The organism is Caecibacteroides pullorum (assembly GCF_019239235.1).
Taxonomy (GTDB): Bacteria; Bacteroidota; Bacteroidia; order Bacteroidales; family Bacteroidaceae; genus Bacteroides; species Bacteroides pullorum.
Genome location: NZ_JAAZTS010000012.1, coordinates 1 through 26,008 on the forward strand (window position 1 = coordinate 1; position 26,008 = coordinate 26,008).

The 26,008-nt window shown below is 47.5% G+C and carries 16 protein-coding genes and 1 tRNA gene; 6 read left to right on the forward strand and 11 right to left on the reverse strand.

Annotated features, from left to right (window positions below):
• Window positions 1–216 precede the first annotated feature (216 nt).
• Entirely contained in the window at window positions 217–3,111 is a 2,895-nt protein-coding gene (locus HF894_RS09300; RefSeq protein ID WP_394369841.1) for a M16 family metallopeptidase, read from the forward strand.
• 232 nt (window positions 3,112–3,343) lie between these two features.
• On the opposite strand, the gene HF894_RS09305 is transcribed toward HF894_RS09300, so the two are convergent.
• The gene (locus HF894_RS09305) at window positions 3,344–3,955 is read right to left on the reverse strand and encodes a trimeric intracellular cation channel family protein (protein ID WP_021847732.1); all 612 of its coding nucleotides are present in this window, start codon (window positions 3,953–3,955) and stop codon (window positions 3,344–3,346) included.
• 81 nt (window positions 3,956–4,036) lie between these two features.
• On the opposite strand from HF894_RS09305, the gene HF894_RS09310 reads away from it, so the two are divergent.
• The 4 genes from HF894_RS09310 to HF894_RS09325 all read left to right on the forward strand — a co-directional run bounded on the left by HF894_RS09310 (window position 4,037) and on the right by HF894_RS09325 (window position 10,127).
• Window positions 4,037–5,122, forward strand: a complete 1,086-nt coding sequence (locus tag HF894_RS09310) for a UDP-N-acetyl glucosamine 2-epimerase (RefSeq protein ID WP_021847733.1) — start codon at window positions 4,037–4,039, stop codon at window positions 5,120–5,122.
• A gap of 157 nt (window positions 5,123–5,279) precedes the next feature.
• Window positions 5,280–7,868 (forward strand): DUF5686 and carboxypeptidase-like regulatory domain-containing protein, encoded by a 2,589-nt coding sequence (locus HF894_RS09315; protein ID WP_204971810.1) that lies wholly within the window; start codon window positions 5,280–5,282, stop codon window positions 7,866–7,868.
• 14 nt (window positions 7,869–7,882) lie between these two features.
• On the forward strand, window positions 7,883–9,151 hold the full coding sequence (locus tag HF894_RS09320) for a replication-associated recombination protein A (RefSeq protein WP_021847735.1): 1,269 nt from the start codon (window positions 7,883–7,885) through the stop codon (window positions 9,149–9,151).
• Between the two features lie 19 nt (window positions 9,152–9,170).
• On the forward strand, window positions 9,171–10,127 hold the full coding sequence (locus HF894_RS09325) for a D-2-hydroxyacid dehydrogenase (protein WP_204971813.1): 957 nt from the start codon (window positions 9,171–9,173) through the stop codon (window positions 10,125–10,127).
• A gap of 88 nt (window positions 10,128–10,215) precedes the next feature.
• On the opposite strand, the gene HF894_RS09330 is transcribed toward HF894_RS09325, so the two are convergent.
• The 4 genes from HF894_RS09330 to ettA all read right to left on the reverse strand — a co-directional run bounded on the left by HF894_RS09330 (window position 10,216) and on the right by ettA (window position 18,806).
• Window positions 10,216–11,508 carry a DNA/RNA non-specific endonuclease gene (locus tag HF894_RS09330; RefSeq protein WP_204971815.1) on the reverse strand — a complete coding sequence of 431 codons (1,293 nt, stop codon included), beginning with the start codon at window positions 11,506–11,508 and terminating at the stop codon, window positions 10,216–10,218.
• Between the two features lie 22 nt (window positions 11,509–11,530).
• Window positions 11,531–14,122, reverse strand: coding sequence for a choice-of-anchor J domain-containing protein (locus HF894_RS09335; RefSeq protein WP_246593195.1), 2,592 nt, complete (start codon window positions 14,120–14,122; stop codon window positions 11,531–11,533).
• A 13-nt stretch (window positions 14,123–14,135) separates the two neighbouring features.
• Window positions 14,136–16,850 carry a TonB-dependent receptor gene (locus HF894_RS09340; protein ID WP_204971817.1) on the reverse strand — a complete coding sequence of 905 codons (2,715 nt, stop codon included), beginning with the start codon at window positions 16,848–16,850 and terminating at the stop codon, window positions 14,136–14,138.
• Window positions 16,851–17,108: 258 nt separating this feature from the next.
• Window positions 17,109–18,806 (reverse strand): energy-dependent translational throttle protein EttA, encoded by a 1,698-nt coding sequence (gene ettA, locus HF894_RS09345; RefSeq protein WP_075317184.1) that lies wholly within the window; start codon window positions 18,804–18,806, stop codon window positions 17,109–17,111.
• A gap of 165 nt (window positions 18,807–18,971) precedes the next feature.
• Between ettA and HF894_RS09350 the strand changes: the two genes are divergently transcribed.
• A tRNA-Lys gene (locus HF894_RS09350) sits at window positions 18,972–19,044 on the forward strand.
• A gap of 37 nt (window positions 19,045–19,081) precedes the next feature.
• Here the strand turns inward: HF894_RS09350 and HF894_RS15165 are convergent.
• The 6 genes from HF894_RS15165 to HF894_RS09380 all read right to left on the reverse strand — a co-directional run bounded on the left by HF894_RS15165 (window position 19,082) and on the right by HF894_RS09380 (window position 25,986).
• Complete coding sequence (locus HF894_RS15165; RefSeq protein WP_246593196.1) at window positions 19,082–19,528, reverse strand: hypothetical protein; 447 nt, start codon at window positions 19,526–19,528, stop codon at window positions 19,082–19,084.
• Window positions 19,529–19,645: 117 nt separating this feature from the next.
• Complete coding sequence (locus HF894_RS09360; protein ID WP_204971825.1) at window positions 19,646–21,133, reverse strand: PepSY-associated TM helix domain-containing protein; 1,488 nt, start codon at window positions 21,131–21,133, stop codon at window positions 19,646–19,648.
• Complete coding sequence (locus HF894_RS09365) at window positions 21,130–22,011, reverse strand: hypothetical protein (RefSeq protein WP_204971827.1); 882 nt, start codon at window positions 22,009–22,011, stop codon at window positions 21,130–21,132. Before HF894_RS09365 ends, HF894_RS09360 begins: the two co-directional genes overlap by 4 nt.
• Window positions 22,012–22,024: 13 nt before the next feature.
• Window positions 22,025–22,909, reverse strand: a complete 885-nt coding sequence (locus HF894_RS09370; RefSeq protein ID WP_204971829.1) for a hypothetical protein — start codon at window positions 22,907–22,909, stop codon at window positions 22,025–22,027.
• Window positions 22,910–22,918: 9 nt separating this feature from the next.
• Window positions 22,919–23,629, reverse strand: a complete 711-nt coding sequence (locus HF894_RS09375; protein ID WP_154577711.1) for an HmuY family protein — start codon at window positions 23,627–23,629, stop codon at window positions 22,919–22,921.
• The gene (locus HF894_RS09380; RefSeq protein WP_204971831.1) at window positions 23,626–25,986 is read right to left on the reverse strand and encodes a TonB-dependent receptor; all 2,361 of its coding nucleotides are present in this window, start codon (window positions 25,984–25,986) and stop codon (window positions 23,626–23,628) included. The genes HF894_RS09375 and HF894_RS09380 overlap by 4 nt, the downstream gene beginning before the upstream one ends.
• Between the last annotated feature and the right edge of the window lie 22 nt (window positions 25,987–26,008).

The window sequence follows — 26,008 nt, forward strand, 5'->3', positions numbered from 1 at the left end:
TGACATATCGGCATATAAATACTAAAAATATTCATATCAAAAGATATGTTATATATCATATTGTCACATTTACCCCAATTATCCGGTTCCAAACCACTTTAGAAATACGATAATTTCGGAAGTAAAAAGACAAATAAATGTGATTTTTTTATAGTTTTGTAGACTGATTAACCAACAAAAACACATCAATCGAAAAAATGTAAAGTTATGAGAGTCATGAAACTGAAAATGCTACTATGTCTGGCCATTGCCGTCATAGCCATGCCAGCCTTTAGTCAGGGGCTGAAAGCATTCAAACTGAAAAATGGTCTTTCCGTATATATATGGGAAGACGCATCCAAGTCGGACGTGTTCGGACTGGTTGGTGTACGCGCCGGCTCCATCAACGAGCCGGAAGAATACACCGGACTTGCCCATTACCTGGAGCACGTCATGTTCAAGGGAACAGACAATATCGGTGCCCTCAACTGGACGGAAGAAGAGCCTATCTACAAAGAAATCATCGCCAAGTATGACCAGCGGGCTGCCGAAACCGATCCGGTAAAGAAAGATGCCCTGAACCAGGAAATCAACGAACTCACTCTGAAGGCTGGCAAGATCAGCCTGCCAACCGAATATTCCAGTCTGATGGAAAGTATCGGTGCCAAAGGCGTGAATGCAGCAACAAGCTACGACTATACGTTCTACCACAGCTCCTTCCCAGCTTATCAGATAAACAAGTGGCTCGAAATCTCTTCACAACGCTTCATCCATCCCGTGTTCCGTTCTTTTCAACCCGAACTGGAGAACGTGTACGAAGAGTACAACCGCGCACAGGACAATCCCAATCAGGCTGTCAGCAGCTTTTTCATGAGCAAGGCATTCGAAGGACACCCCTATTCGCGCGACATCATCGGCCTGCCCGAACATCTGAAGAACCCGCAACTGAGCAAGCTTATCGAATTCTATGACACCTGGTACGTACCCGAAAACATGGTGCTCGTACTGGTCGGCAACATCAACGCCCAGCAGGTAGCCGGCCGCATCGCCGGCACCTTTGGCCGTCTGGCCAAAAAGCCGATGCCCGTACGCAAAACCTACACGGACATGAACATCCAGGGACGCAAACAATACACTGAAAAGGTGGGCTACTATCCGCAGGTAGCCATGGTGTTCAACGGCGTACCGGCCGGACATCCCGACGAGGATGCACTGGATATCGCCCTCTCTCTGCTGAGCAACGGCAGCCAGACGGGCGCATTGGATAAACTGGTATTGGACGGCGAACTAACCAGTGCCGGAGCTTACGCACAGACTTTCCGTGAACAAGGACGCTCGGTCGTAGTAAGCATACCGCTTTACGATGAAAACCAACGCCGCTTCGAATCGAACAAAAGTGCCGAGAAAAAAGCTCTGGAAGCTATCGAGAAGATAGCCAACGGTGAGTTCGAAGATTGGAAAATCAATGCCATCAAGGCGGAAATGTGCCGCCAGTTCGACCTGGCCATGGAGAAGAACGAACAGAAAGCCATGATCCTGATGAATGCTTTCTATAATGAACAGGATCTGGGCGAAATATTAAACTACAAGGACAAGATCATGGCTGTAACAAACGACGACGTAAAGCGCGTAGCCAAACAATATCTGTCCAAAAACTACCTGGCCCTCTACATCGAACAGGGCAAGGCCAAGAAGGGTGAGAAAATAGCCAAGCCCAACTACAAGCCCGTGGAACCGCCCGTAGGCCAGCAGTCGCTCTACGCCCTGCAATTCAAGAGCCTGCCCATCGGTCATGTAGCTGAAAACCTGATTGACTTTAGCGACGTACAGGTAAAACAACTGAACGACCGTTCCAAGATGTACTACACGCCAAACAAGGAAAACAACATCTTCCAGCTCGTCCTGCAGTACGGAGCCGGAACCAAAGAATTCCCCAAACTCGACGTAGCCGCCAGCCTGATGAACAACGCCGGCGTGATGGGACTCTACGAACCGCAGCAGCTGAAGGAGGAACTCAGCAAACTGAATGCTACCTGCTACGTATCGGCCAGCTCCAACTACCTGACCATCGTCATGGAAGGATTTGAAGAAACCTTGCCCCAGGCCTGCCAGCTCCTCTCCCGCCAGATTCTGATGCCCAAACTGGACGACAAACAGCTGGCACAGCTAAAAGGTAACATCCTGAGTACACGTCAGCAACGCAAGGAAAACGTCAGCACACTGAACGAGGCTTTGCGCCAGTATCTGCTCTACGGTGACAAGTCGGACTACATCGACGAACTGACGGACAAAGAAGTGCTCGAACTGCAGATCTCCGAACTGACGGGTGACATCAACCGCGCATCCAATTTCGAATCGAAAATCTTCTATACCGGTACCCTGCCCTTCGACAACGTCTACAGCATCCTGAGCCAGAACCTCCCGCTCGTAGCCAATGAGCGCCCGTCTGAATCGCCGCGCGTGAAACCAATGCAGGCTGTAAATGAAAATACCATCTACTTCCTGCCCAACAATGACGCAGAACAGGCACAGATCCACTTCTACCTGCCGATGCAGACGGCCGACAAGAAGGACGACGTACTGCGCGACGCCTTCAACCAATACTTCGGTCTGGACTTCACCGGACTGGTATTGAACGAAATCCGCGAGAAGCGTTCCATGGCCTATACGGCTTACGCCTACGCAGCCACACAAGGCATTGCCGGCAAAGCCAGCTACCTGTACGGCAGCATCGGTACGCAGAACGACAAGGCCAACGACGCCATCGACGTGTTCATGGGCCTCATCAACGACATGCCGAAGAATGCCGACCGCATCGACAACATCAAGAGTTATCTGCGCCAGTCGGCCTTGACCAACCATCCCGACTTCCGCAGCAAGGCGATGTATCTGGTTAACCTCGGTTACCAAGGCTATACTGAAGATCCTGCCAAGGAACAGTTGCCGCAAATCGATGCACTGACCTTCGACGACATCGTAAAGTTCTACGAGACAAACATCAAAGGCAAACCCTATGCAATCGCCATCATGGGTAACCCCAAGATGATAGACCTGAAGAAGCTGGAGAAATACGGAAAAGTAGTCAAACTGAACGACAACAAACTGTTCAACACGAAAGATACGCTGTTCTAACCAAAACGACCCGTATTATGCCCCCCTGAGGAAGCACTGCATGGCACCGTCACGAAGTGCTTCCTCAGGGGGTAACAAAGCACTGCATGAGAGGGTGACGAAGCACTTCGTCAGACCCTCAGAAAGCACTTCATCAGAACAGAAAGAAAAACAGATACGGACGATGTGAAAACTGAGCATCAAATCGTCCGTATCTGTTTTTTCTACTTATAACCTGTAACCAGTCCGTCTTTTAAGCGTGTCCCGACAAGGTCGGCAAGCATATCTTATACTTCACTGCCAAAATACGTGTCAGAAAGACCACCACTCCACAAGCTATCTGGCAGATGTAGTCGTCCATCTGTGCCAACGCACACACCCAGTAGACCAATCCGCCGACCACACAAGCCATCGCATAGATTTCTTTACGGAATATCAGCGGAATCTCATTAATAAACACATCGCGAATAACACCGCCGGCCGCACCCGTCATGCTACCCATGATAATAGCCACCCAAAAAGGATAGCCCAAGGACAAACTCTTCCCTACACCTACGACCGTGAACAGAGCCAGACCGATGGTATCGAAAAAGAAAAACGTATTGTTCAGGTGAATGAGATGCTTGCCAAACATGGTCACAAAAACCAACGCAAGTCCTGTACATATAAGATAAATAGGATCGGTCATCCAGCCCGGAGTCACGTCAAGCAACAAATCGCGCAACGTACCGCCACCCACGGCCGTAGCAAAACCAACCACGTATGCGCCAAACCAATCAAACCGTTTGGCCGATGCCAGACGAATGCCACTGATCGCAAAAGCAAACGTCCCCACAAAATCGAGTATCTGAACAAATGTAGGCATATAGATGAAATTTCCTGCAAAGTAACGAATAAAATTCCATTAGAAAACGTACTTTTGTGAAAGATTTAAAAGGTTCGACTCATGAAAATAACGATTGTAGCGGGCGCACGCCCCAATTTTATGAAAATAGCCCCCCTGTGCCGTGCCATCGATGCCGCACGCGAAGCCGGTCAGGACATCAGTTACCGCGTAGTATATACCGGCCCGGAGAACGATCCGGCACTGGAAGCCTCCCTCTTCTCCGACCTCGCCATGAAGAAGCCCGACTCCTATCTGGGTGTCACGGGCAACGACCATTCGCAAGTGACGGCCGACATCATGCTGGCCTTTGAAAAAGAGTTGAACGCCCACCCGGCACAGACAGTGCTGGTAGTGGACGATATGACCGCCACCATGAGCTGCGCCATTGTAGCCAAGAAGCGCGGACTGAAGGTGGCACATGTCATTGCAGGTACCCGTTCGTTCGACATGAACATGCCGCGTGAAGTGAACCGCACCATCGTCGACGCCATCTCCGACTACCTGTTTGCAGCCAGCATGGCCGCCAACCGCAACCTGAACCAGGAAGGCATGATACCGGAGTACATCCACTACGTCGGCAATATCCTGATGGACACTATCCGCTACAACCGCCACCGCCTGCTCCAGCCCTTGTGGTTCTCTACGCTCGGTCTAAAGAAAGGCTGCTACCTGCTGCTCACTCTGAACCGACACGAGCTGCTGCAACAGCGCCAGGTCCTCCAGTCCCTGCTACAAACAATTCTCGACAGAGCCGGCGGGGTTCCCGTCGTAGCCCCCCTACACCCATACGTACAGCAAGCCATTCAAGCCACTGGCATCAGTGCCCCCAACCTGCATATCCTGCCGCCGCAAAGCTATCTGCACTTCGGATTCCTCATCAACCAGGCACAGGGCATTGTGACCGACTCGGGCAACATCGCCGAAGAAGCCACCTTCCTCGACGTACCCTGCATCACGCTGAATACGTATGCCGAACACCCCGAGACATGGCGTATCGGTACCAACGAACTGGTAGGCGAAAACACGTTTGCCCTTTCGGCCTCACTGGAAAAAATGCTAAAAGGTGACTGGAAGCACAGTACCCTACCCGAACGTTGGGACGGCCGTACGGCAGAACGTATCGTACAAGTCCTGCTTACAAAATAACAGACTATACCTGTCCGGAATTGAGGACTAAGAAGAGGATGAAAACTTATAATAGTTTTCAATTTTTCCATATTTTTAGTTCTCAATTCCCAAATAATCAAAATTTGCTTCTTATTTGCTTGCAAATTACTAACTTTGCAGTTCGATTATGATAGATATGAAGCAATTATATACAACTCTCATTCTTCTGACAGTGCTCCTTTTCGCCCATTCAGCCGGAGCATCCGCCCAAATCAGAGGTACCGTTACAGACTCAATCACCAACGAACCCTTGTTGTATGTCACTGTCCAGTACGAAGGCAAAGGCGTGGGAGCCATTACCAACGGAGACGGAGAATACAAGGTAGAGACCCGCAAGGGATGGGACGAACTGACTTTCTCTACAATCGGTTACGTTACCAAGAAAGTCAAGATCAAACCCGGACAGAAAGTACTGAATGTCAAAATGTCGCCCGACGACATCATGTTGTCTGAAGTAGTAGTCAAACCCAAAAGAGAAAAATACTCCCGTAAGAACAATCCGGCTGTGGACTTTATGCGTAAAGTCATCGAACACAAGAAGCAGCTGAAACTGGAAGAAAACGACTTCTACCAATACCAGAAGTACGAAAAGATGAAGATGTCGCTAAACGATGTCACCCCCGAAAAGATGGAAAAAGGACTGTACAAGAAGTTCTCCTTCTTCAAGGATCAGGTAGAAACATCGCCTAAAACCGGCAAGCAAATATTGCCCATTTCTATCAAGGAGACAGCTTCGCGAACCATCTACCGCAAAGATCCACGCAGCGAGAAAACCATCATCGAAGGTATGAACTCGACAGGTATTGAAGAATTCTTCAGTACGGGCGACATGCTGGGTACGATCCTGAACGATGTTTTCTCGGACGTCAACATCTACGACGACGACATCCGCCTGCTGCAACGCCGCTTCGTAAGCCCCATCGGGCGAGGAGCCATCTCGTTCTACAGATATTACCTGATGGATACACTCATGGTAGACCAGCATGAATGTGTACACCTGACGTTCGTCCCCAACAATTCGCAGGACTTCGGCTTTACAGGCCATTTGTATGTAGTGAAAGACTCGACCTATGCCGTAAAAAAATGTACTATGAACCTGCCTAAAAAAACAGGTGTAAACTTCGTTGAAAGTCTGGACATCGTACAACAGTTCGAACAGCTGCCCGACAGCAATTGGGTACTGACCGACGACGATATGACCGTAGAACTGGCCTTGATGAAAGGTGTTCAGGGACTGGAAGTGCAACGCACGACCAAATATTCGAAATACAACTTTGACGAAATAGAACCCCGCCTCTTCCGCCTGAAAGGAAAAGTCATCAAGGAAGCCAACATGCTGGCCAAGAGCGACGAATATTGGGCTGAAGTACGTCAGGTCCCCCTCACCAAGAAAGAGAGTACCATGGACCTTTTCATGAACCGCATCGAACAGATACCGGGATTCAAAATCATTATCTTCGGCGCCAAGGCACTGATCGAGAACTTCGTGGAAACCGGTAGTAAAGACCATCCCAGTAAGTTCGACTTCGGCCCCATCAACACCATCATCACCAGCAACTACGTGAACGGAGCCCGTTTCCGTCTCAGTGGTATGACAACCGGCAATCTGCATCCCCACTGGAACTTCAGCGGATATGGTGCGTATGGTACACGTGACAAGAAGTGGTTCTACTCCGGCCAGGTGGCCTATTCATTCAACAAACGCGAATATGTGTTGTGGGAGTTTCCTAAACACTATCTGTCTTTCAAATACACCTACGATGTCATGTCGCCTATGGACAAATACCTGGAGACAGACAAGGATAACATGTTCGTAGGCTGGAAATGGACAACCGTCGACCAGATGTCCTATATCCGTGACGCTACCCTCAACTACGAATTGGAAACAAATACCGGTTTTTCTGTCAAAGCCATGCTGCGCCACCGCAACGACCAGCCGGCCGGCATCCTGCAATACTGGCGCAACGACGGTGAGACTCCCGGTGTATTGGGCGAAAACAATACGCTGGTCCATGATATCACCACTACCGAACTGGGTGTAACCCTGCGTTATGCCCCGGGCGAAACATTTGTCAATACCAAGCAGCGTCGTGTACCCGTATCGCTGGACGCTCCTCAGTTCACCCTCTCGCATACAGTCGGTTTCAAAGGCATATTGGGAGGTGAATACAACTTCAACCTCACGGAAATAGGCCTGCGCAAACGTTTCTGGTTCGGTTCTTGGGGAAAGATCGACATCACAGCCCGTGCGGGTGCCCAGTGGAACAAGGTACCATTCCCGTTCCTGAACCTGCCCATGGCCAACCTGTCATACATCACCCAGCACAACGAATCGTTCTCACTCATCAACAACATGGAGTTTCTGAATGACCGCTACGGCTCGCTGGCGCTGAGTTACGACATGAACGGCAAGCTCTTCAACCGCATCCCGTTACTGAAGAAACTGAAATGGCGTGAAATGTTCCGCATCCGTAGCCTGTGGGGTACACTGACCGATAAGAACAATCCGTACAAGAGCAACGATCCCGTCCTCTTCCTCTTCCCGACCCGCAACGGTATGCCTACCAGCTACGTCATGGGAAAGACGCCCTACGTGGAGGCCAGTGTAGGTATCTATAACATCTTCAAGTTGCTGCACATCGAATACGTGCGGCGTCTCACCTACACCGACATTCCCGGCGTGAAGAAAGACGGTATCCGCTTCATGATCATGATGATATTTTAATCTATAGAACAAACGTGCAACCACTGGCAGAAAGGCTTCGGCCCAAGACATTAGACGAATACATCGGCCAGAAACATCTGGTCGGACCGGGAGCAGTGCTCCGCAAGATGATCGATGCAGGACGCATCTCCTCCTTCATCCTGTGGGGACCTCCGGGAGTGGGTAAGACGACACTGGCACAAATCATTGCCAACAAGCTGGAAACCCCGTTCTATACGCTGAGCGCCGTGACCAGCGGTGTAAAAGACGTGCGCGACGTGATCGACCGTGCCAAGAACAACCGTTTCTTTTCCCAAGCCAATCCCATCCTTTTCATTGACGAAATCCACCGTTTCAGCAAGTCGCAGCAGGACTCGCTGCTGGGTGCTGTCGAACAGGGCATCGTGACACTGATCGGCGCCACCACAGAAAATCCCTCGTTCGAAGTCATCCGCCCTTTGCTGTCGCGCTGCCAGATTTATGTATTGAAGTCTCTCGAAAAGGAAGACCTGCTGGAACTGCTTCAGCGGGCACTGACAACCGACCATATCCTGCGTGAACGTCACATCGAGCTGAAGGAAACTACCGCCATGTTGCGCTACAGCGGAGGAGACGCCCGTAAGTTGCTCAACATATTGGAACTGGTTGTCGAGTCGGAGACAGACGACACAGTCGTCATCACCGACGACATGGTGACCGAACGCCTGCAACAAAACCCGCTGGCTTACGACAAGGACGGCGAGATGCACTACGACATCATCTCCGCCTTTATCAAATCCATCCGTGGCAGCGACCCCGACGGAGCCATCTACTGGCTGGCCCGCATGGTGGAAGGCGGCGAAGACCCCGCTTTCATCGCCCGTCGTCTAGTCATTTCCGCTTCGGAAGACATCGGACTGGCCAACCCCAACGCCCTGCTCTTGGCCAACGCCTGCTTCGACGCCGTGATGAAGGTAGGATGGCCCGAAGGCCGTATTCCCTTGGCCGAAACCACCATTTATCTTGCCACCAGCCCCAAGAGCAACTCAGCCTACATGGCCATCAACGACGCCCTGGAGCTGGTTCGACAGACCGGCAACCTGCCTGTTCCCCTTCATCTGCGCAATGCCCCCACCAAACTGATGAAGCAGTTGGGCTATGGCGAAGACTACAAGTACGCCCACGACTATCCGGGCCACTTCGTCCGCCAGCAGTTCCTGCCCGACGAACTGAAAGACCACAGCATCTGGCATCCACAGGAGAATGCAGCGGAAGCCAAACATAAGGAACGGATGCAGGCGCTTTGGGGAAAAGAACGCTTTTGATTAAATATATTTGAATAACATGAAAATTGTAGCACTCGACGGCTATGCCGCCAATCCAGGAGACCTTTCCTGGAACGAAATGAAAACATTGGGCGAATGTGTCGTATACGACCGCACAGCCCCCTCGGAAATATTGGAACGTGCCGAAGGCGCTGATGTCCTCCTGACCAACAAGGTCGTAATCTCGGCCGAACACATGAAAGCTCTGCCACAGTTGAAATATATCGGTGTCATGGCAACCGGATACAACATTGTCGATACCGAAGCCGCCAAGGAACAGGGTATCATTGTGACCAATATCCCCGCCTATAGCACCGATTCTGTAGCCCAAATGGTCTTTGCCCACTTACTGAACATTGCCCAGCAGGTTCAGCATCACTCCGAGGAGGTACACAAAGGCCGCTGGACCAACAGCCCCGATTTCTGTTTCTGGGACACTCCGCTCATCGAGCTGGCCGGTAAAAAGATAGGTATCGTAGGTTTGGGCAACACAGGAATGCGAACCGCACGTATCGCCATCAGCTTTGGTATGGAGGTGCATGCCTATACCTCCAAGTCACACTTCCAGCTGCCGCCCGAAATCAAGAAGATGGAGCTGGACGAGCTGTTTGCCGAATGCGACATCGTCAGCCTGCACTGCCCCCTCACCGAGCAGACTCGCGAGATGGTCAACGCACGTCGCCTCAGCCTGATGAAACCCACCGCCATCCTCATCAACACAGGACGCGGACCACTCATCAACGAGCAAGATCTGGCCGACGCACTGAACAGCGGACGCATCTACGCCGCCGGCGTCGATGTTCTCTCACAAGAACCTCCCCGCTCTGACAATCCGCTGCTCACCGCCCGTAACTGCTACATCACCCCGCACATTGCCTGGGCCAGCACGGCAGCCCGCCAACGCCTCATGCAAATTGCGCTGGACAATCTGAAAGCATATATGGAAGGAAAGCCCATCCATGTAGTAAACAAGTAAACCATTGCATCAAACGAATAATCCCTGGCATCTTTCTTATCGAAGATACCAGGGATTCTTTGTTTCAGTAAGTGTTACCACACTCCGATTACCAAGTCCAGTCTGTTTCCTTCCATGAACTCTCGACAGCATTCTCTATGACGTCAGGAAGATTACAGAAAAGGTCAATACCTGTTTTCTTTTCCAAATCGTCAATGCTAAGGGCACATGCCTTCAGCTCCTCCACAGAAGGATTTTTAGGTAATCCTTCTTTATGTTCTACCCAGAAACCAATAGCTTGATAAATTTCCCCTTTCTTTGAAAGGACAGCCATAAAATAATATTTAGGACAAGCCAGTCCATTGACAGTAAATCCATTTCCATCAGTTTTAGGTGTCTGAGGCGGATCGTACACAGGCGTTCCGATAAAGTTTATCAACAAATCATTCAGAGAAGCACCTTTCGTTACAAATAGTTCATCATAAGTATTTGGAACAGAACGTCCCCAACTACGTACCTTATTTTCCAATGATTGCCAAAATCCTGTATTCAGTTCATTCAATTGAGGGCTTATATTACTATAGTAGAATGTCTGCTTATTGGCTGCTTCACTATAAACCCTATCCTCTGATGCACAAAGGTGTCCTTTACCAAATCCATCGTTCCGATGCATAGACTCATTCACCTGCACATTTATCGGAAGATTAGGATCTACTTGCTCCCATTCATTTGTACGTTTCACCAAATCCTGACAAGTAAGTTCGTCAAAACTGAAAGCTACCCATGCCGCATGCTTTTTTTCTGCATTCCATTGAAGAGCAAAATTCAAGATTTGCTTGTCGGCTTCATTTACATAATAGTCTACATAATAATCCTCACCCGAATAATGGGGCGTCTGTAATGCCGTCAAAGATGTTTTTCCATCTACAATCACATTGGCATTATCATTTTTATTCAGGTCATGTTCTTCACTGCCTGCCGACACATATTCAAGGCCGACATTGTTGCCCATCACATAAGCTACTCGAATTTTCAGAAAATCGTACTGAGTCAACCCTTGGCAACGAGCCCAAAAACACATTCCGTTTACAATATCCAGTTCCCGTATCCATTGATCAGCCGATGGAACTTGTGTCATCTTATCCAAGCCAGTTTCAGACGCAAGCACAAATGTCCATGCTTTTCCGACAAACTTCTTCTGCTGGATATAAAATGGATAATCAATATTACCAGTCTTGAACACATTATATCCCTCACTGGCATTTTCATATCCTTTCAGAACAAAGGTAGACGAACCGTTAACAGTAGTTGCAATATACCCATAAGGGTCAGTTTCGGAGGGATTACACCCTCCGAAACAAACACTTATCAGTATAAATAATAAATAAGAAATCTTTTTCATGGATTCTTTCATTTATTTACCGTTATTCCTTGACTGCAAAATTCTTCAATTTGAGTGTAGGAGCACATTCTGTATTGCTTGAATACTTGAATGCCACATAAATTTGCTGCCCTTTGTAAGCGGCCATATCAGCCTGCATTTCTTCGAATGTACTGCCGCTCACCCACTTGTCAAACGAAATGACATCCCACTTGGCAGCTTGTACAGCCTCTTTTGCTTTTTCAGCATTAGGAACATAATCAGTAGATACACAGACTTGGATATGATCAGTTATTTTACCAGAGTACAAATAAGAAATGGCAGCCTCGAATACCATCTTAGGAGCTATCGCTTCTGTCAAATTAATTTTTGGCGTAATCAACCAAGATTCCGTTACCCTATTTTGTTGATAATATCCTGAAGCCTGAATATGAGCCGAGGTAGCAAGGGTACTCCAAACATAATCTTTGCCCCCCAATTCTACATCTACAATAACAGCATCTCCATGTAATTCGCCGGCAAAAGTATTGGCATAATATTCTACCGCCTCTTTCCAGCTGTTGTTTACCTGCATAAACATCATTGCAGCAGGAACTGAATTGACTGTTTCAACCCAAACTGCCCCGTCAAATGTATACTCTGATGCAGCTACTGAAGTTACCTTATCAGCATAATAATAGTAAACAACAGCCTTCTTGTCTCCACTTTGGGCATACGGACAGCAATTCTTCAGATAGATTGGAAGCACTTCCGATGGATTGCTAATAGAATTATAGCCCAATGGTTTATAATCAGCAGGTTGCATGACAGCCAGGCTGACGGTTTCATCTTCAGGTTCATACTCATTCCAAGCACTTCCATTAAACTGATATACAGCATAAGTATTGGGCTCTATTACAGCACGGGTAGCCAACATTGATTTGGTAACAGCGGTAGAAGCATCTGCTACAGAAACAACCATTGTATTTACATAACGTCCACCACTCACACCGATAGAATAACCTTCCACACGTACTTTCTTTCCATTCAAGGTATTATCTACAACTCCTTCCGGTACATAAGACAAACTACCTATAGCTTTTTCTGCACCTTCTATTGTTATGTTGTAATAGAATCCATCAATCTTCAGGACTCCTTCATAACTTACATAAGCCACATAAGGAGACTCCAAATATGCATCCATGTCCTCCCCTTTCAATTGTAACAAATCGGGATATACCCAGTCCGTACTTTCTTTAATCAGAGTAACGATAGACTGGTCTGTAAATTGTTTGAGCCCTGCATATTCGGATGTCTGCCCGGCCACAGTCACAATATCACCTATTTTACGTTTTTCTGTATAGTTCTTGTTCAGATAAACCAAAATGGAACCTGTACCGTCGTTCAGTAAAAATCCTCTATCATATGTGGCAACCACAGATCCTTTTACTGTATATGAACCTGCATTCGAAAGAGCAACAACACCAATGGGAGTATAAGCATTTTCTGTTCCTTCAGCAACAACAGACGTTGCCATGATATTCACAAAACTCTTACTATAACCGATAAGATAACCGGTAACGGTCACATTCTGTCCATTCAAGGTTTCATCAACCAACCCTGCAACCGGATATGAGATAGATCCTTGACGCGTAGCTCCTTCTACCTCCAGATTCAAGTACTTACCACTAATAACCAGTTTACCGGTAATCGACACATATTTGATAGCTGCATTCTCTGTCCATTTATCCATTTCAGCGCCACTCATGGAAACTGCTGTAGGATAGGCAAATGTCTTACTACGTTCCAGCAATTTCACTTCGGATGATTGTGGGAATTGAGACAAACCTGAATAAATGGAAGTTGTACCAGCTACGGTTAAAACATCACCTATCGAATAATTGGCAGGCTTGTTCAAATACACCAGAATTGAAGCTGTCCCATCATTCAGCAGAAAACCTCTTCCATAAGTGCCTACTACCGTACCTTTGGCTGTATATTCACCGACACCGCCAGCGATAATTTCCGATATAGGAGTATAGGTAGGTTCGGGGGTAACACCACCTCCGCCAATACTTGGCTCCGTTTCAGAGAAAGCATACTCAACCATGAGTACATCTCCCTGTTTTGCAGTTTGGTTAGCAGCTTTCAGAATGGCGGGAATCTTGCTTATCGTAGATGGCGACAAATATTTTGCATCTACTTTATCTCCCCACACACTCTTATAGTCTTCCGTTTCAAACTGATAAGTACGTGCTGTACTCAACTGGGACAAATAGGCAGGCAAATCTTGCGCAAAACGATAGTTTACCAACACCTTCGAATTGTCACTCAAATAAGGGAAACGGTTGGCTATATAAGCCGGCAAGAATTCCTCAGGCAGAATCATATCCGTAAAGAACTGATTCTTTCCAACAGCCTCCAAAGCTTTGAGATAAGACTCTGCTTCTGGATCTTTAGACAAAGCTAAATCCTTATTGGCCTGCAGCTTCGCTATAGTCGCATAATCAGCGGCCTCAAGTGTTATAGTATCGTTACGTATATCCTTTATTGTATCATATTCATCATATCCGGGAAAATTATCCTCGTTGTAATCACAGGAGCCCAGCATAAATACCGAAGCGAATATGCTTCCTAATAATATATATTTCTTCATAATCAAGTCTGATTTAGAAATTCAACTTCAATCTTACAGTATAAGTACGTCCGAATCCATATAATACGCGGGTAGCCGAATCCCAGTCGTGAGTAGAACCGTCACGCGCGTCTGCAATATATTCCTGGTCGAACAAATTAAATACGTTTCCACTGAGCGTAGCACGCAGTTTACCAAAATCAAATGTATAGCCTGCACTGAGGTCGAATGTGCTGTATGAAGGAATCTGCCAGGGGTCTTTAACCACATAGGGTTCTTTTTGGGTAGCCTGGCTGGCATTGATATCATAGTCTGCGAAATTACGGGCAAAGAAGTTCCAGTCCATGCTCAGGCGCAAACCTTTCATCGGACGGACATTCAATCCCAACGCGGCAGTAGTCTGCGCAGAACCACCTACATGTACATTGTCCATCTTGATTCTGTATTTATACTGCTCCACATTCGTCATATCCGTTACAACCGTACCACGTGAATCTGCCAGAATCTGACCCTGGTTATTCAACATAAAACCGGTAGCTTCGCCATTCCAACGCCAGTCTCCCCACGAGAACATACCTGTTACATCCAGCCAGCGAAGAGGTCGGAATGAGAAATCAAGTTCTGCACCCATATGATTTGCATTTGCTCCCAACATATTCATTACCCAATGCTCAGTAATGCCATTATCATCTGTAAAAGAGCCATTATCGAACAAGGCCTTGTCCGTCCAGCGGGTATAATACGCATTCACATTGGCAGAGAAGATACGGCTACGGAAGCCATAACCCAACTCAAACGAAATGACCTTCTCGTTTTTGGCATCCGCATTACGTTCATGTGAATTCTGTGAATTGATAAATGTATTATCGAAAATGGGAGCACGGCTGATGAAACCTAAATTAAAGAAAACATTGTTCTTGTCATCAAGGTTGTAGTTTGCTCCACCCTTCACATTACCTCCCAAATAATGCTTTTTGGTCGACTCTGCTTTTTCTTTGCTATAATACATGCGGTCGTAACGCCAATAGCTTGTATTGGACATACCTCCTGAAATAAAGGTACTTAACTTCTCGCGATTATACTCCAATTGAGCAAAAGCTCCTTCATACATCACAAAACCATCATAGTCGCGACGTATTACATCCCCTACTCCTAGCTTTTCGTTTATATAAGCAGGATTACCACCTACAGGATTGTTCCCGGGAAGTACGGCCTTACGATTATATGAATCCACATAATAGTTGCCTCCAAAAAGGTCAACAATTACATTTTGATGTAATCCTTTATAATAACGATAGTCAATTCCACCATAGAAGTCAAAGTAATCTCCAATTTTAGTAGTGTAAGTTGAAATTACACCAGCCCAGAAGTGATTATTCATTGACTTGCTCATAATCATTTTTGAACCATCTTCACTGCTTGCATTCAGTTCTTCAACAGCATCATAATCGAATGTTCCGTCCGGTCTGCGAAATTGGGTATTTACCGTACCATCCACTGCTGTTCCATACCAACTGCTACTATAACCGGTAACTCCCGTTCCGCTATAACCGTTGCCACGACCAATAGATGCATATAATGCAGTACTCAAACTTGATTTATGATCAATCTGCCATAAATGGTTCAACGAAATCTGAGGCTTATGATAGGCATTGCGTGAAGAATTATAAACCTGCCCGTTACGATAACCGAAGGTCGAATTATAACGGTAAGGGCTCTTCTCACCCATATATTGTTTTACTCGCTGCCATTCTTTAATATTCAAACCATTTGCACTGTTACGCTGATTGTGCCACTGAGGTGATCCGAATGCGGTTAATGACAACTGATGATTATCATTAATGCGCTTTGCCAAACTGGCAAACCAAGTATATCCTTCAGATTCCGTTCCCTGAATATATCCGTTACGCGTATCCTTGGCTCCTAACAAGGTAAAAGCCCATCCATCTTTCGTCAATCCAGAGGAAACGCTAAACATTATTTTGCTATAACCGTCGTTACCCATCGCATAAGAAACAAAGCCACCTTTTTTAGCATCGGTTGTTTTCGTGATAATATTCTGAGAACCACCTACAGAAGGTGAAGCGACCTTGCTGGCACCAAGACCTCGCTGTACCTGGATACTGCTGGCAACATCAGACAAGCCGGACCAATTGCTCATGTAAACTTTCTGATTTTCCATTCCATTGACAGGAACGCCATTAATCATCATAGCCACATTTTCCGATTTAAAACCTCGAATATTTATCTTGGAGTCTCCATATCCACCACCGTCTTTAGTCACATAAACACCCGGAGTAGACTTCAGGATTTCAGGCAACTCTTGCGATCCAAGTCTATCTTCTATGAAAACAGGATCAATTGTAGATACAGCAACCGGTGTCTTGCGCGCAACGGCAATAGATGAAGTGATGACCACGTCTTTCAGCATCACCGCATCGGCATGCATCTGAATAACGCCCAAGTCTACAGAAGCACCCTTACGAGTAATTTTCTGTTTCAGGTCCTTATAACCCACATACTTGAAAACCAAAGTCGCATTGGGAGCAACCGCTTGCTTGAAATAACCGTCAATGTCGGTCACTGAACCTTGCGTGGTACCTTCTACCATAACGGCAGCACCAACCAACGGCTCGCCTGTCTCAGAGTCTACAAGCTGACCTTTCACTGTAGTGGTCTGAGCAAAAGCAGACATACTGCACACAGACATTACTGCAATCAACAGGAAATGAATTAGATTTCTTTTCATAATTCCGTTTTTAGTTAATAGATCATGTTAATTAAACATTAATTTATGTTTCGTCCTGCAAATATAATGAATATAATCCATATAAATATTACATCTACACTACATTTTTTCAAGAAGAGAAAGACTTTTTTAAAGAAACATGGCTACAAACATCTACAACTAAAAACGAAACGGCACGAACCCCCAAATAGAAAATCTATTTATCAGGGCTTCGTGCCATTCAAATTCGAATATAATACTGCAAACAGACGATTATAATCAGTCTTCCATCAGCTTACGATAGCGCACGCGCTTAGGTTCTTCCTTACCCAGGCGCTTCTGCTTATTCTCCTCGTACTCCGAATAGGAACCTTCGAAGAAGAACACATTCGAATCGCCTTCAAAGGCCAGGATATGCGTACAGATACGGTCGAGGAACCAACGGTCGTGACTGATGACCACGGCACAGCCGGCAAAGTCCTCCAAACCTTCTTCGAGCGCACGAAGGGTGTTGACATCGATATCATTGGTGGGCTCGTCGAGAAGCAACACATTACCTTCTTCCTTCAGTGCCATAGCCAGATGCAGACGGTTACGTTCACCACCAGAGAGCACACCACAAAGCTTTTCCTGATCGGCTCCCGAGAAGTTGAAACGAGAGAGGTAGGCACGGGCATTGATATCGCGACCGCCCATGCGGATCAGCTCGTTACCACCCGAAATAACCTGATAAACACTCTTGTTGGGATCGATATCCTTGTGCTGCTGATCCACGTAGGCTACCTTCACGGTCTCGCCTACCTCGAATTCGCCCTTGTCTGGCTTCTCCAATCCCATAATAAGGCGGAAAAGCGTCGTCTTACCTGCACCGTTCGGACCTATGATACCCACAATGCCATTAGGTGGAAGCATGAAGTTGAGATCGTCGAAGAGCAGTTTATCGCCAAAGGCCTTGGCCACGTGCTTGGCCTCAATAACCTTATTGCCCAGTCGCGGACCGTTGGGGATGAAGATTTCCAGCTTTTCTTCCTTCTCCTTCACATCCTCGTTCAGCAATTTATCGTAAGAATTCAAACGGGCTTTACCCTTAGCCTGACGGGCCTTGGGTGCCATACGCACCCATTCCAACTCGCGCTCCAGCGTCTTGCGGCGCTTGCTGGCCGTCTTCTCCTCCATTTCCATGCGTTTGGTTTTCTGTTCCAACCAGCTGGAGTAGTTGCCCTTCCAAGGAATACCTTCACCACGGTCGAGCTCCAAAATCCATCCGGCCACGTGGTCGAGGAAGTAGCGGTCGTGCGTCACGGCAATCACCGTACCTTCGTACTGCTGCAAGTGTTGCTCCAGCCAGTCGATAGATTCAGCATCGAGGTGGTTGGTCGGCTCGTCCAGCAACAGGATGTCCGGCTTCTGCAGAAGCAGACGGCAGAGAGCCACACGACGACGTTCGCCTCCTGACAAATGCTCCACCGACTGGTCTTCGGGCGGGCAGCGCAAGGCGTCCATGGCACGCTCCAGCTTGCTGTCCAAGTTCCACGCATCTGTCGCATCGATGATATCCTGCAGTTCTGCCTGACGAGCAAAGAGCTTGTCCATCTTCTCCTGATCCTCGTAATACTCGGGCAAGCCGAACTTCTGGTTGATTTCCTCATACTCTGTCAGCGCATCAACAATGGGCTGAACACCTTCCATCACCACTTCCTTCACAGTTTTGGCAGGATCCAAATAGGGCTCCTGTGCCAGATACCCGACGGAATATCCGGGTGAGAACACCACTTCGCCCTGATAGGATTTATCCAACCCGGCGATAATCTTCAGCAAGGTAGATTTACCCGAACCGTTCAGACCGATAATACCTATCTTCGCCCCATAAAAAAACGAAAGATAAATGTTCTTCAGCACCTGCTTGTTGTTCTGCTGAATAGTCTTGTTCAGACCTACCATTGAAAAAATAATCTTCTTATCGTCAACTGTTGCCATAGAATGATATGTATATATTAAATAAGTATAACTTTCCAAGCTACTCCGCTCCATAATAGGCAACGGAAGAAAACTCCTGTGCAAAGATAAGAAAAAAAGAGAAAAAAACTTTGTTTCTTCAAAAAAACTCCCTATCTTTGCACCCGCTTAACAGCAATAAGGTTTGATTCGCTAGCTCAGCAGGTAGAGCACAACACTTTTAATGTTGGGGTCTTGGGTTCGAGCCCCAAGCGGATCACTCAAACAAAAAGCAAAACAATGAAAACCGCTGATAATCAATCATTATCAGCGGTTTTTCTTTTTATCCATACCGCAAATTGAAGCAGAATACCGCATCTTACTGGAGGTGAAATAGGTGGACTTAATTTCCACATAAAAACAAGTCCACCTGATTGGATTATATTCCAAGGTGCTCTGCCACTGACATCCGCTACCGGACATACAGGAAGTACACTGGCACAAGCAAAAATAATGGTATATAAAGGAATAAGCCATAAAGGCAAATCAATACCAGATTGAGTGTCTCCTGAAGTTTGTAGCAGAGAAAGGTAAAAAATAGTCTCAAATTGTGCCTGAGTATGGGTATGTTCAGTGTTATAAGGGTGAGAGTGCACCACAACAACCCCATTCACCACATGGGAATGGGTGAACAGTGTTATGCCGCACCAGTAAAGAGCGAACAGAATCAAAAGAGAGATTCCTGCTATTCTATTTCTTTTCAACCTGTTTACAAACATGAATAAACGGAATTATTTCCTCAGACAAATGTAGATATGTTCATTAAAAAAAGCAATACCTATTTTATAGTAAAAAGATTAAATGAGTTCTTATTACCTATATTATTCTTTACGTACAAAATTCTTTTTCTTTCTTATTACAAATCCTGTATATATACACCACATGGCAGCCAGTCCGGCAAAGAAAATATAAACCAGAGTTCCTTTACCAAGCAAGGTATAAATCCGCCCTGTATGTATTTCCAGAGCAAGATTCCATAAAGACATCGGAAGAACGGAAAACTCTTCAGGCATAGACACAGAATCTGTGCCTTTCTCATACTCTACTATAAAAGGAACGGATTTAATACCGGAAATACAGCCTGATACTGCCCGTTTCCCGAAAGGCGGTCCTGACACCTCATGCACCTCATCACCGCTAAAGAAATCAAGCACCTTTCCATCGGTCCTGTCCCATACAAACATGCCACTGAATGAACCTGCCAGCCATCTTTCCTCACCGTCTTTCTGCCATACATTCAGCCCCATGACACTTACCGGAGGAGTCTTTTCTTCCTTTACAGGAACGGCATCCAGCGAAGACAGCGAATAGAAGCCTTCGGAGGTCGAAAGAAGCCAGTCACCACATTCCCTGTCATAACGCGTCATACGCAATCTGTCATTCCAGGCATTGTCTTCATCCAGCATGGACCCGGGCACCGGGGGTACTTTCCCATAGACCAATGCGATAAGTACAGGAGGACGCAGACACCATCCGGTAAAGGCAACCCACATAAGCAGAAGGAAAGTATAACGTCCCATCGTATCGTGCCAATTTAAGGATTCTTTCAACAAAGATGTACAGGCTGACACATTTCTTCCTTTCTCTCTTAAGCGACGGATAACCCCGGGAAGCAGCCAATACAGCACTCCTGAAATACAAAGTATGATAATGACTATTGCCACACCGTCCATCAGGAGTTTCCCGAATGTACCGAACAGTTCGCCGCTATGCAAAAGCCATACGGTACGGAAAAGAGAAACTTTACCATCATAACCAGCAGGAGCTTTTATTTCAACCTTCCTGAAATCATGATGGGGAAATGTAGATATATAAAGATAAGAACGACCTGTCACCACCAGCGTATCTCCAGCCAGTGTCAGGTCGGACAACCGCTCCTCCTGCCGGTCCGGCAAACAGATTTCCTCCCACTTTTTCCCGTCTCTTCTGTAAAGTGCGAACGGACTGACAGCAAACAAGGTTTTATCCGCAGTCTGCACAACGGCTCTGATGTTACGTCGGTCAGTACCGGAAGGCAGGCCGTCATTAAAATCCAGAACAGTACTCATAACCGAATCCGTCATCCAGATGCCGTTACTTCCATACAAGAGAATGGAGTCTGCATGAGCGTACCGTAATGAACCACGCAGCAGCCCGTTGTTCCATCTGTCGAAACGATAGCTTGAAGGAAGCCACTTCCTGCTCACGTCCACATCCGATACGGCCTCCCTGTGATTCAGCACAATACCGCTTATACAGAACATAAGCATGAAAAAGGTAAAAATCAGTCCGAACCATTTATGATGCTTTCTCCATGTACTCCGTCTCATACCCTGCGCATCATTTTACGATATGTCACATAAAGTCCCGCCACGGCAAACGAACCGCCTATCAGAATTATTTGGAGTATATGCTCCCCGGGAGCATTCCATAAAGCAGGAAGAAGGCTGATACGGTCGAACACTTCCACGGCTATCCAGAAGATGATGACCGTAGCGAAGCCATAACGCAGACTCATGCCCCATGAAGAATAACGCAGCAGACGGGCAAACATGAACAGCGAACCTATAAGCCCCAGCATCCCCACAAGCAATGTCACCGGATGACGGTCGCCCAGGAAACGCTCGTCATAGCAGAACATAAGTGTGAGGTAACACGTCCACAACATCGTAATCACTTCCATAAATGCCACAATGCTGGTATGCCGTGTCATTGGCCGTGCCGCAATCTCCTTCTTGTGTTTGCCGAAGAACAGACGCTGCCACCAGTTCAGGAAGTTACATCCATTGGCCGTACAAAACAGGTACAGCATCATCACCATCGCCCAGAATCCGAAGGTAGCAGGCAATATCAGATACTCCGGACGGCTGACAATCTCGCCCGTCACCGGGTCGAGCTGTGCCTGCGTGCCGAACCGTTCGGCATAATACATGAACAGGAAATCAATCGCTCCCATCCAATAGAACATCCCTCCGAACAGTCCCAACAGGCTCTGCCGCGCATCTCCCTTGATAAAGACACCCGCAATGACCAGTCCCAGTCCGAAGGCTCCCATTCCCATTCCCGCATAAAACTGTTCTACTCCCGTAGTACCGTCTTTCAGCATACGGGCAAGAATATGCGTAAGGGGCATCGCTGCCAGTGTCACCGCAATGGACACTATCGCTTTGCCCCAATTCGTTTGTTTTCTATTTAATCCTGTTGTCATGTTAACAGACTTTTTATCCGACAGCAGCCGATTTCCTTGCGCCCTTATACCAGAGATAGAACACTAAAGCCACAAACACTACCAGTATTATCACCATCTCCATTACATGGTTCAAAGGATCTGTCCATATCTCGCTGAACAGGTCCATACGTCCCAACACCTCGATAGGTGTCCAGAAAACCACCACCGTAGCAATGGCCATACGGATATTGGCTCCCCACGAAGCAATGCGCAGCTGTTTGGCAAAGATAAAGAACGAACCTATCAGACAGCCCAAGCCTACCAAAAGTGTAACAGGATGATTTTCGCCTAAGAATACGTCATCATAACAGAACATCAGCAGTAAGTAGGAAGCCCACAGAATCATCATCAGCTCCATGAAGGTAACGATGCTCGTGTGGCGTGTCATCGGACGAGCGGCTATCTCGTTCTTCTTTCCCTTGAACAGCAGACGCTGCCACCAGTTGATGAAGTTGCATCCGTTGCGTGTGCTGAACAGATACATAATCATCACCATCATCCAGAATCCGAAAGAAGCCGGAAGTATAAGATATTCAGGACGGGTCACTATCTCTCCCGTCACAGGGTCGAGTTCCGGCTGTGTGCCGAAACGGTTGGCAAAATACATAAACAGGAATTCCACCCATCCCGTCCAGAACAGCAGACCGCCGAACAGTCCCCACAGAGTCTGGCGCGTATCTCCCTTGGCAAACACGCCTGCAATAACCATCAGCATACCCACGAATCCCATGGCAAAAGCCGAATAATGCAGTGTGGTCTCATCCAGAAAATGCTCCATCAGAATCATCACGGCATGCCCAAGCGGCATGGTGAACAATACCATCAGGAATGATGCGGTGGCTTTCCACCAGTATTTTTTGATTTTTTCTTTCTTCATAATCTTTTCTTATTTTAGTTCGTCGCAGTAATAACTGATTCTTCCTCCTTCGTCACCTATCTCCACATTGGCATCATACCAGCTGATAATCTGTATTTTGAAGTAACGCTGTCCGTCTGCCGTACGCACTACGTATGTGTGGAAAGACGGAGTATATACAGGAGGAGGTCCGGCAAACGTCATCGCCTCTGCCAGCAACGGATTGGCATTGGTCTTTGTCCTTTGTGGTCCGTTGTTCGGGTCGAACCAGGGATTAGAATCAAAATCCAGCCCGTTCTCCACTAGGTAATGGTTCCAGTCGTTCTGCGACATGGTCACACTGACCTCACCATTATCGACCACCCATTCCAAATCCGACGGTAACTGTGAAACGCTTGTCCACTTATTGTATTCGCCATATCCCAAGTCGGCAGCACCTCCACGGCCTATGCCACTGGTACCGCTGTTTGTTCTCAACACGTAGCCACAAAAAGCCAAGTCCCAATCCGTGCGGCCGTACTGTTCGCCTTCCTTGATGTCCTTGTTCACCCCATAGGCATTGAACATTTCGCCGGTACGCAGGTTAAAATAAATCCAGTCATTCGTCACACCGGTGGAATAACCCGACTTGCGAGGCAGTGTCTTTCCGTTGAAAGGCTGTATGTCGTCATAGTCCACACAAGCGGTCATCGTCAGACACCCCAACAGAAAAACCATTATTTTCAATTTCAAACCTTTCATTTCCTTTTCTTTAAAGAGTTAATCACATCATCAAGCATAAATTCCATCTGTACCCATCCGCGGGTTCCGGCTGTAGCCGGAACATTGAACATCGTAATCCCAGAACCCAGTGTTTTCGGCACATAGTTGAACAGATTGTCCACACCAAGAGTCAGCTTCACCTTGTTCCAGAAAGTCTGCGATACGGAGAGGTTGCACAGTACATATTGCGGAAGGTCGCAACGGAAATAGGCATCATAGCTCTTGTTGTCCTCTTCCACGAATACGCGATCCTGCACATCGAACTTCTTGCTTCCCATATACGATGCACTGAACACAGCATTCAGACGATAATTCTTCCGTGCATATTTATAATCCAGACTTGCAGTAGCAGCGTGTGGAGATGTGGTATTTACCTGTATGCCCTCGTTCTTGCTCACATTGACATAACTGTAAGTTCCGTTAAGGGTCATACAATCCAATACCCTCCAGCGTAACAAAGCTTCAATACCCAACAGACGCTGCTTGCTCAGATTGGTATATTCAAAATTGTACTGCATGTCATAAATACGCCACACTCCCTCAATCTTGTCGCGGAAATAGTTGCCGTATGCCGTACCTGACACGAACAGGCGGTCGTTCGAATATTCTGCACCGAGCGAAAAGTAATTGTTCTTCTCCGGCTGCATGTTCTCATTACCGCGAATCATGAACATTCCCAAATGGTCCCAGTTGAAGAAAAGTTCCTTAATACTGGGAGAACGGTAACCCATTGAATAGTTGGCGCGGATAGCCCACTGCTCATTGGGTGAATATTTTGCAGCCACTTTAGGCATAGCCATGAAACCGAACGCACGCGAGAAGTTAGTGCGCACTCCGGCAGACACCATCCATTGGGGATTGATGGTCCATTCGTCCTGCAAGAAATATTCCGTCTCTTTCAGGGCGCGGGTTTTCAGGTCATGGTTGGCATTGCCCGAAAAACGGTCGCTGGTCAATTCGTCAGAAGTGTGTTCGATGCCGAATATCAGACTGTGGCCGTCGAAGTAGTCGCTCGTCACGGTCAGACGGGGTTGCCAGATGCTGCTCTCATAGTCCTTATTACGGGTATCGATGCGCTCATGGCGCTTGTATCGGTTATAGAAATCCCCGTGCAGGCTTCCGGTCACGCTGAACCAGTCTTTCATATGGTAAGTCACCTTGGCCCCGGCGTTCCATTCGTTCGCCTGACTGAACGTCATGTCCTGTATCAGGTCGTACGTGTTCATGAAGAAGCCTCCTCCATATACCAAAACTGACAAATCTTTTATCGGATCGTAATAGACTTTCTGTGACATCGTGATGTGCTCCTTGCCTTCGATACCCATTGGCGGGCGGGCTGCGGTGCTGACCACCGTGATGTCATGGGGAAGGAAAGGGTTGGCCTCCTGCGTATAGACTTTCTTGTCGTTCTCCGCCTGATACATATAGAATGCGTCGGTGGAGCTGTACCACACATCGGTCTGCGAGGTCACTTTGCCCGTATTGAAGCCGGCTGACACCCAGCCTTGCAGGTTGGGGCGGTCGGCATTCTGCTCGAACATATACAGGAAGTCGCTTGGCTGCGGATTCTTGTAGTTGCGCTCGTTCATCTGTCCATAACGCACTCCGGCGTCTATCGACAACGGTTTGGAGGTCTTTTTGGTTATCAGGTTGATGACAGCTCCAGCCGCACGGCTTCCGTAGAGGGTGGAGCTTGCACCTTTCACTATCTCGATGCGGTCTATGGCATGAAGGTTGAAACGTTCATAGTCCAGGTTGCCCGCCATGTCGCCCGTCATACGTTCGCCGTCCATCAGGAACAACACGTGCCGGGCATCCAGTCCCTGCATGGAGATTTCGTTTCCGAAGCCCACTTTCTGTATATTCAGTCCCGGAGTTTCCTGCTGGAGAGCCTGCTGCAGATTGGCGTATCCGGCATCCACTAATTGTTTACCCCCCAATACCTGCGTGGTTATGGGGGACAGTTTGATGGGGCGTGCCGCACGCGAACCCGTCACGACTACTTCGTTCAGCCCCAGTGCATCATCTTTCATATATACGGTCTTCACCGTTTCGGTTTTATCTATTTTCCCTGTTTCCGGTACAAAGCTGACGTATGTCACCTTATAGTACCAACTACCTTTCCCTGCAAGCTTCAGCACTGTCTGTCCGTCCACGTCCGTGATGGTGTGCATGGCGTTCCTCAGTTCCGGATTGTCGGCATAGGCCACATTAGCGGCTATGACCGGCTGTTCCGTCCCTTTCTCCAGCACCGTCAGCCTGACGCTCCGCTGGGCTGCCGCATCCGTACAGACGCATAGCGCCAACAGCAGGATGAAGGTTGTAATCTGTTTCATCTATCGTTTTGTTTTTACAATT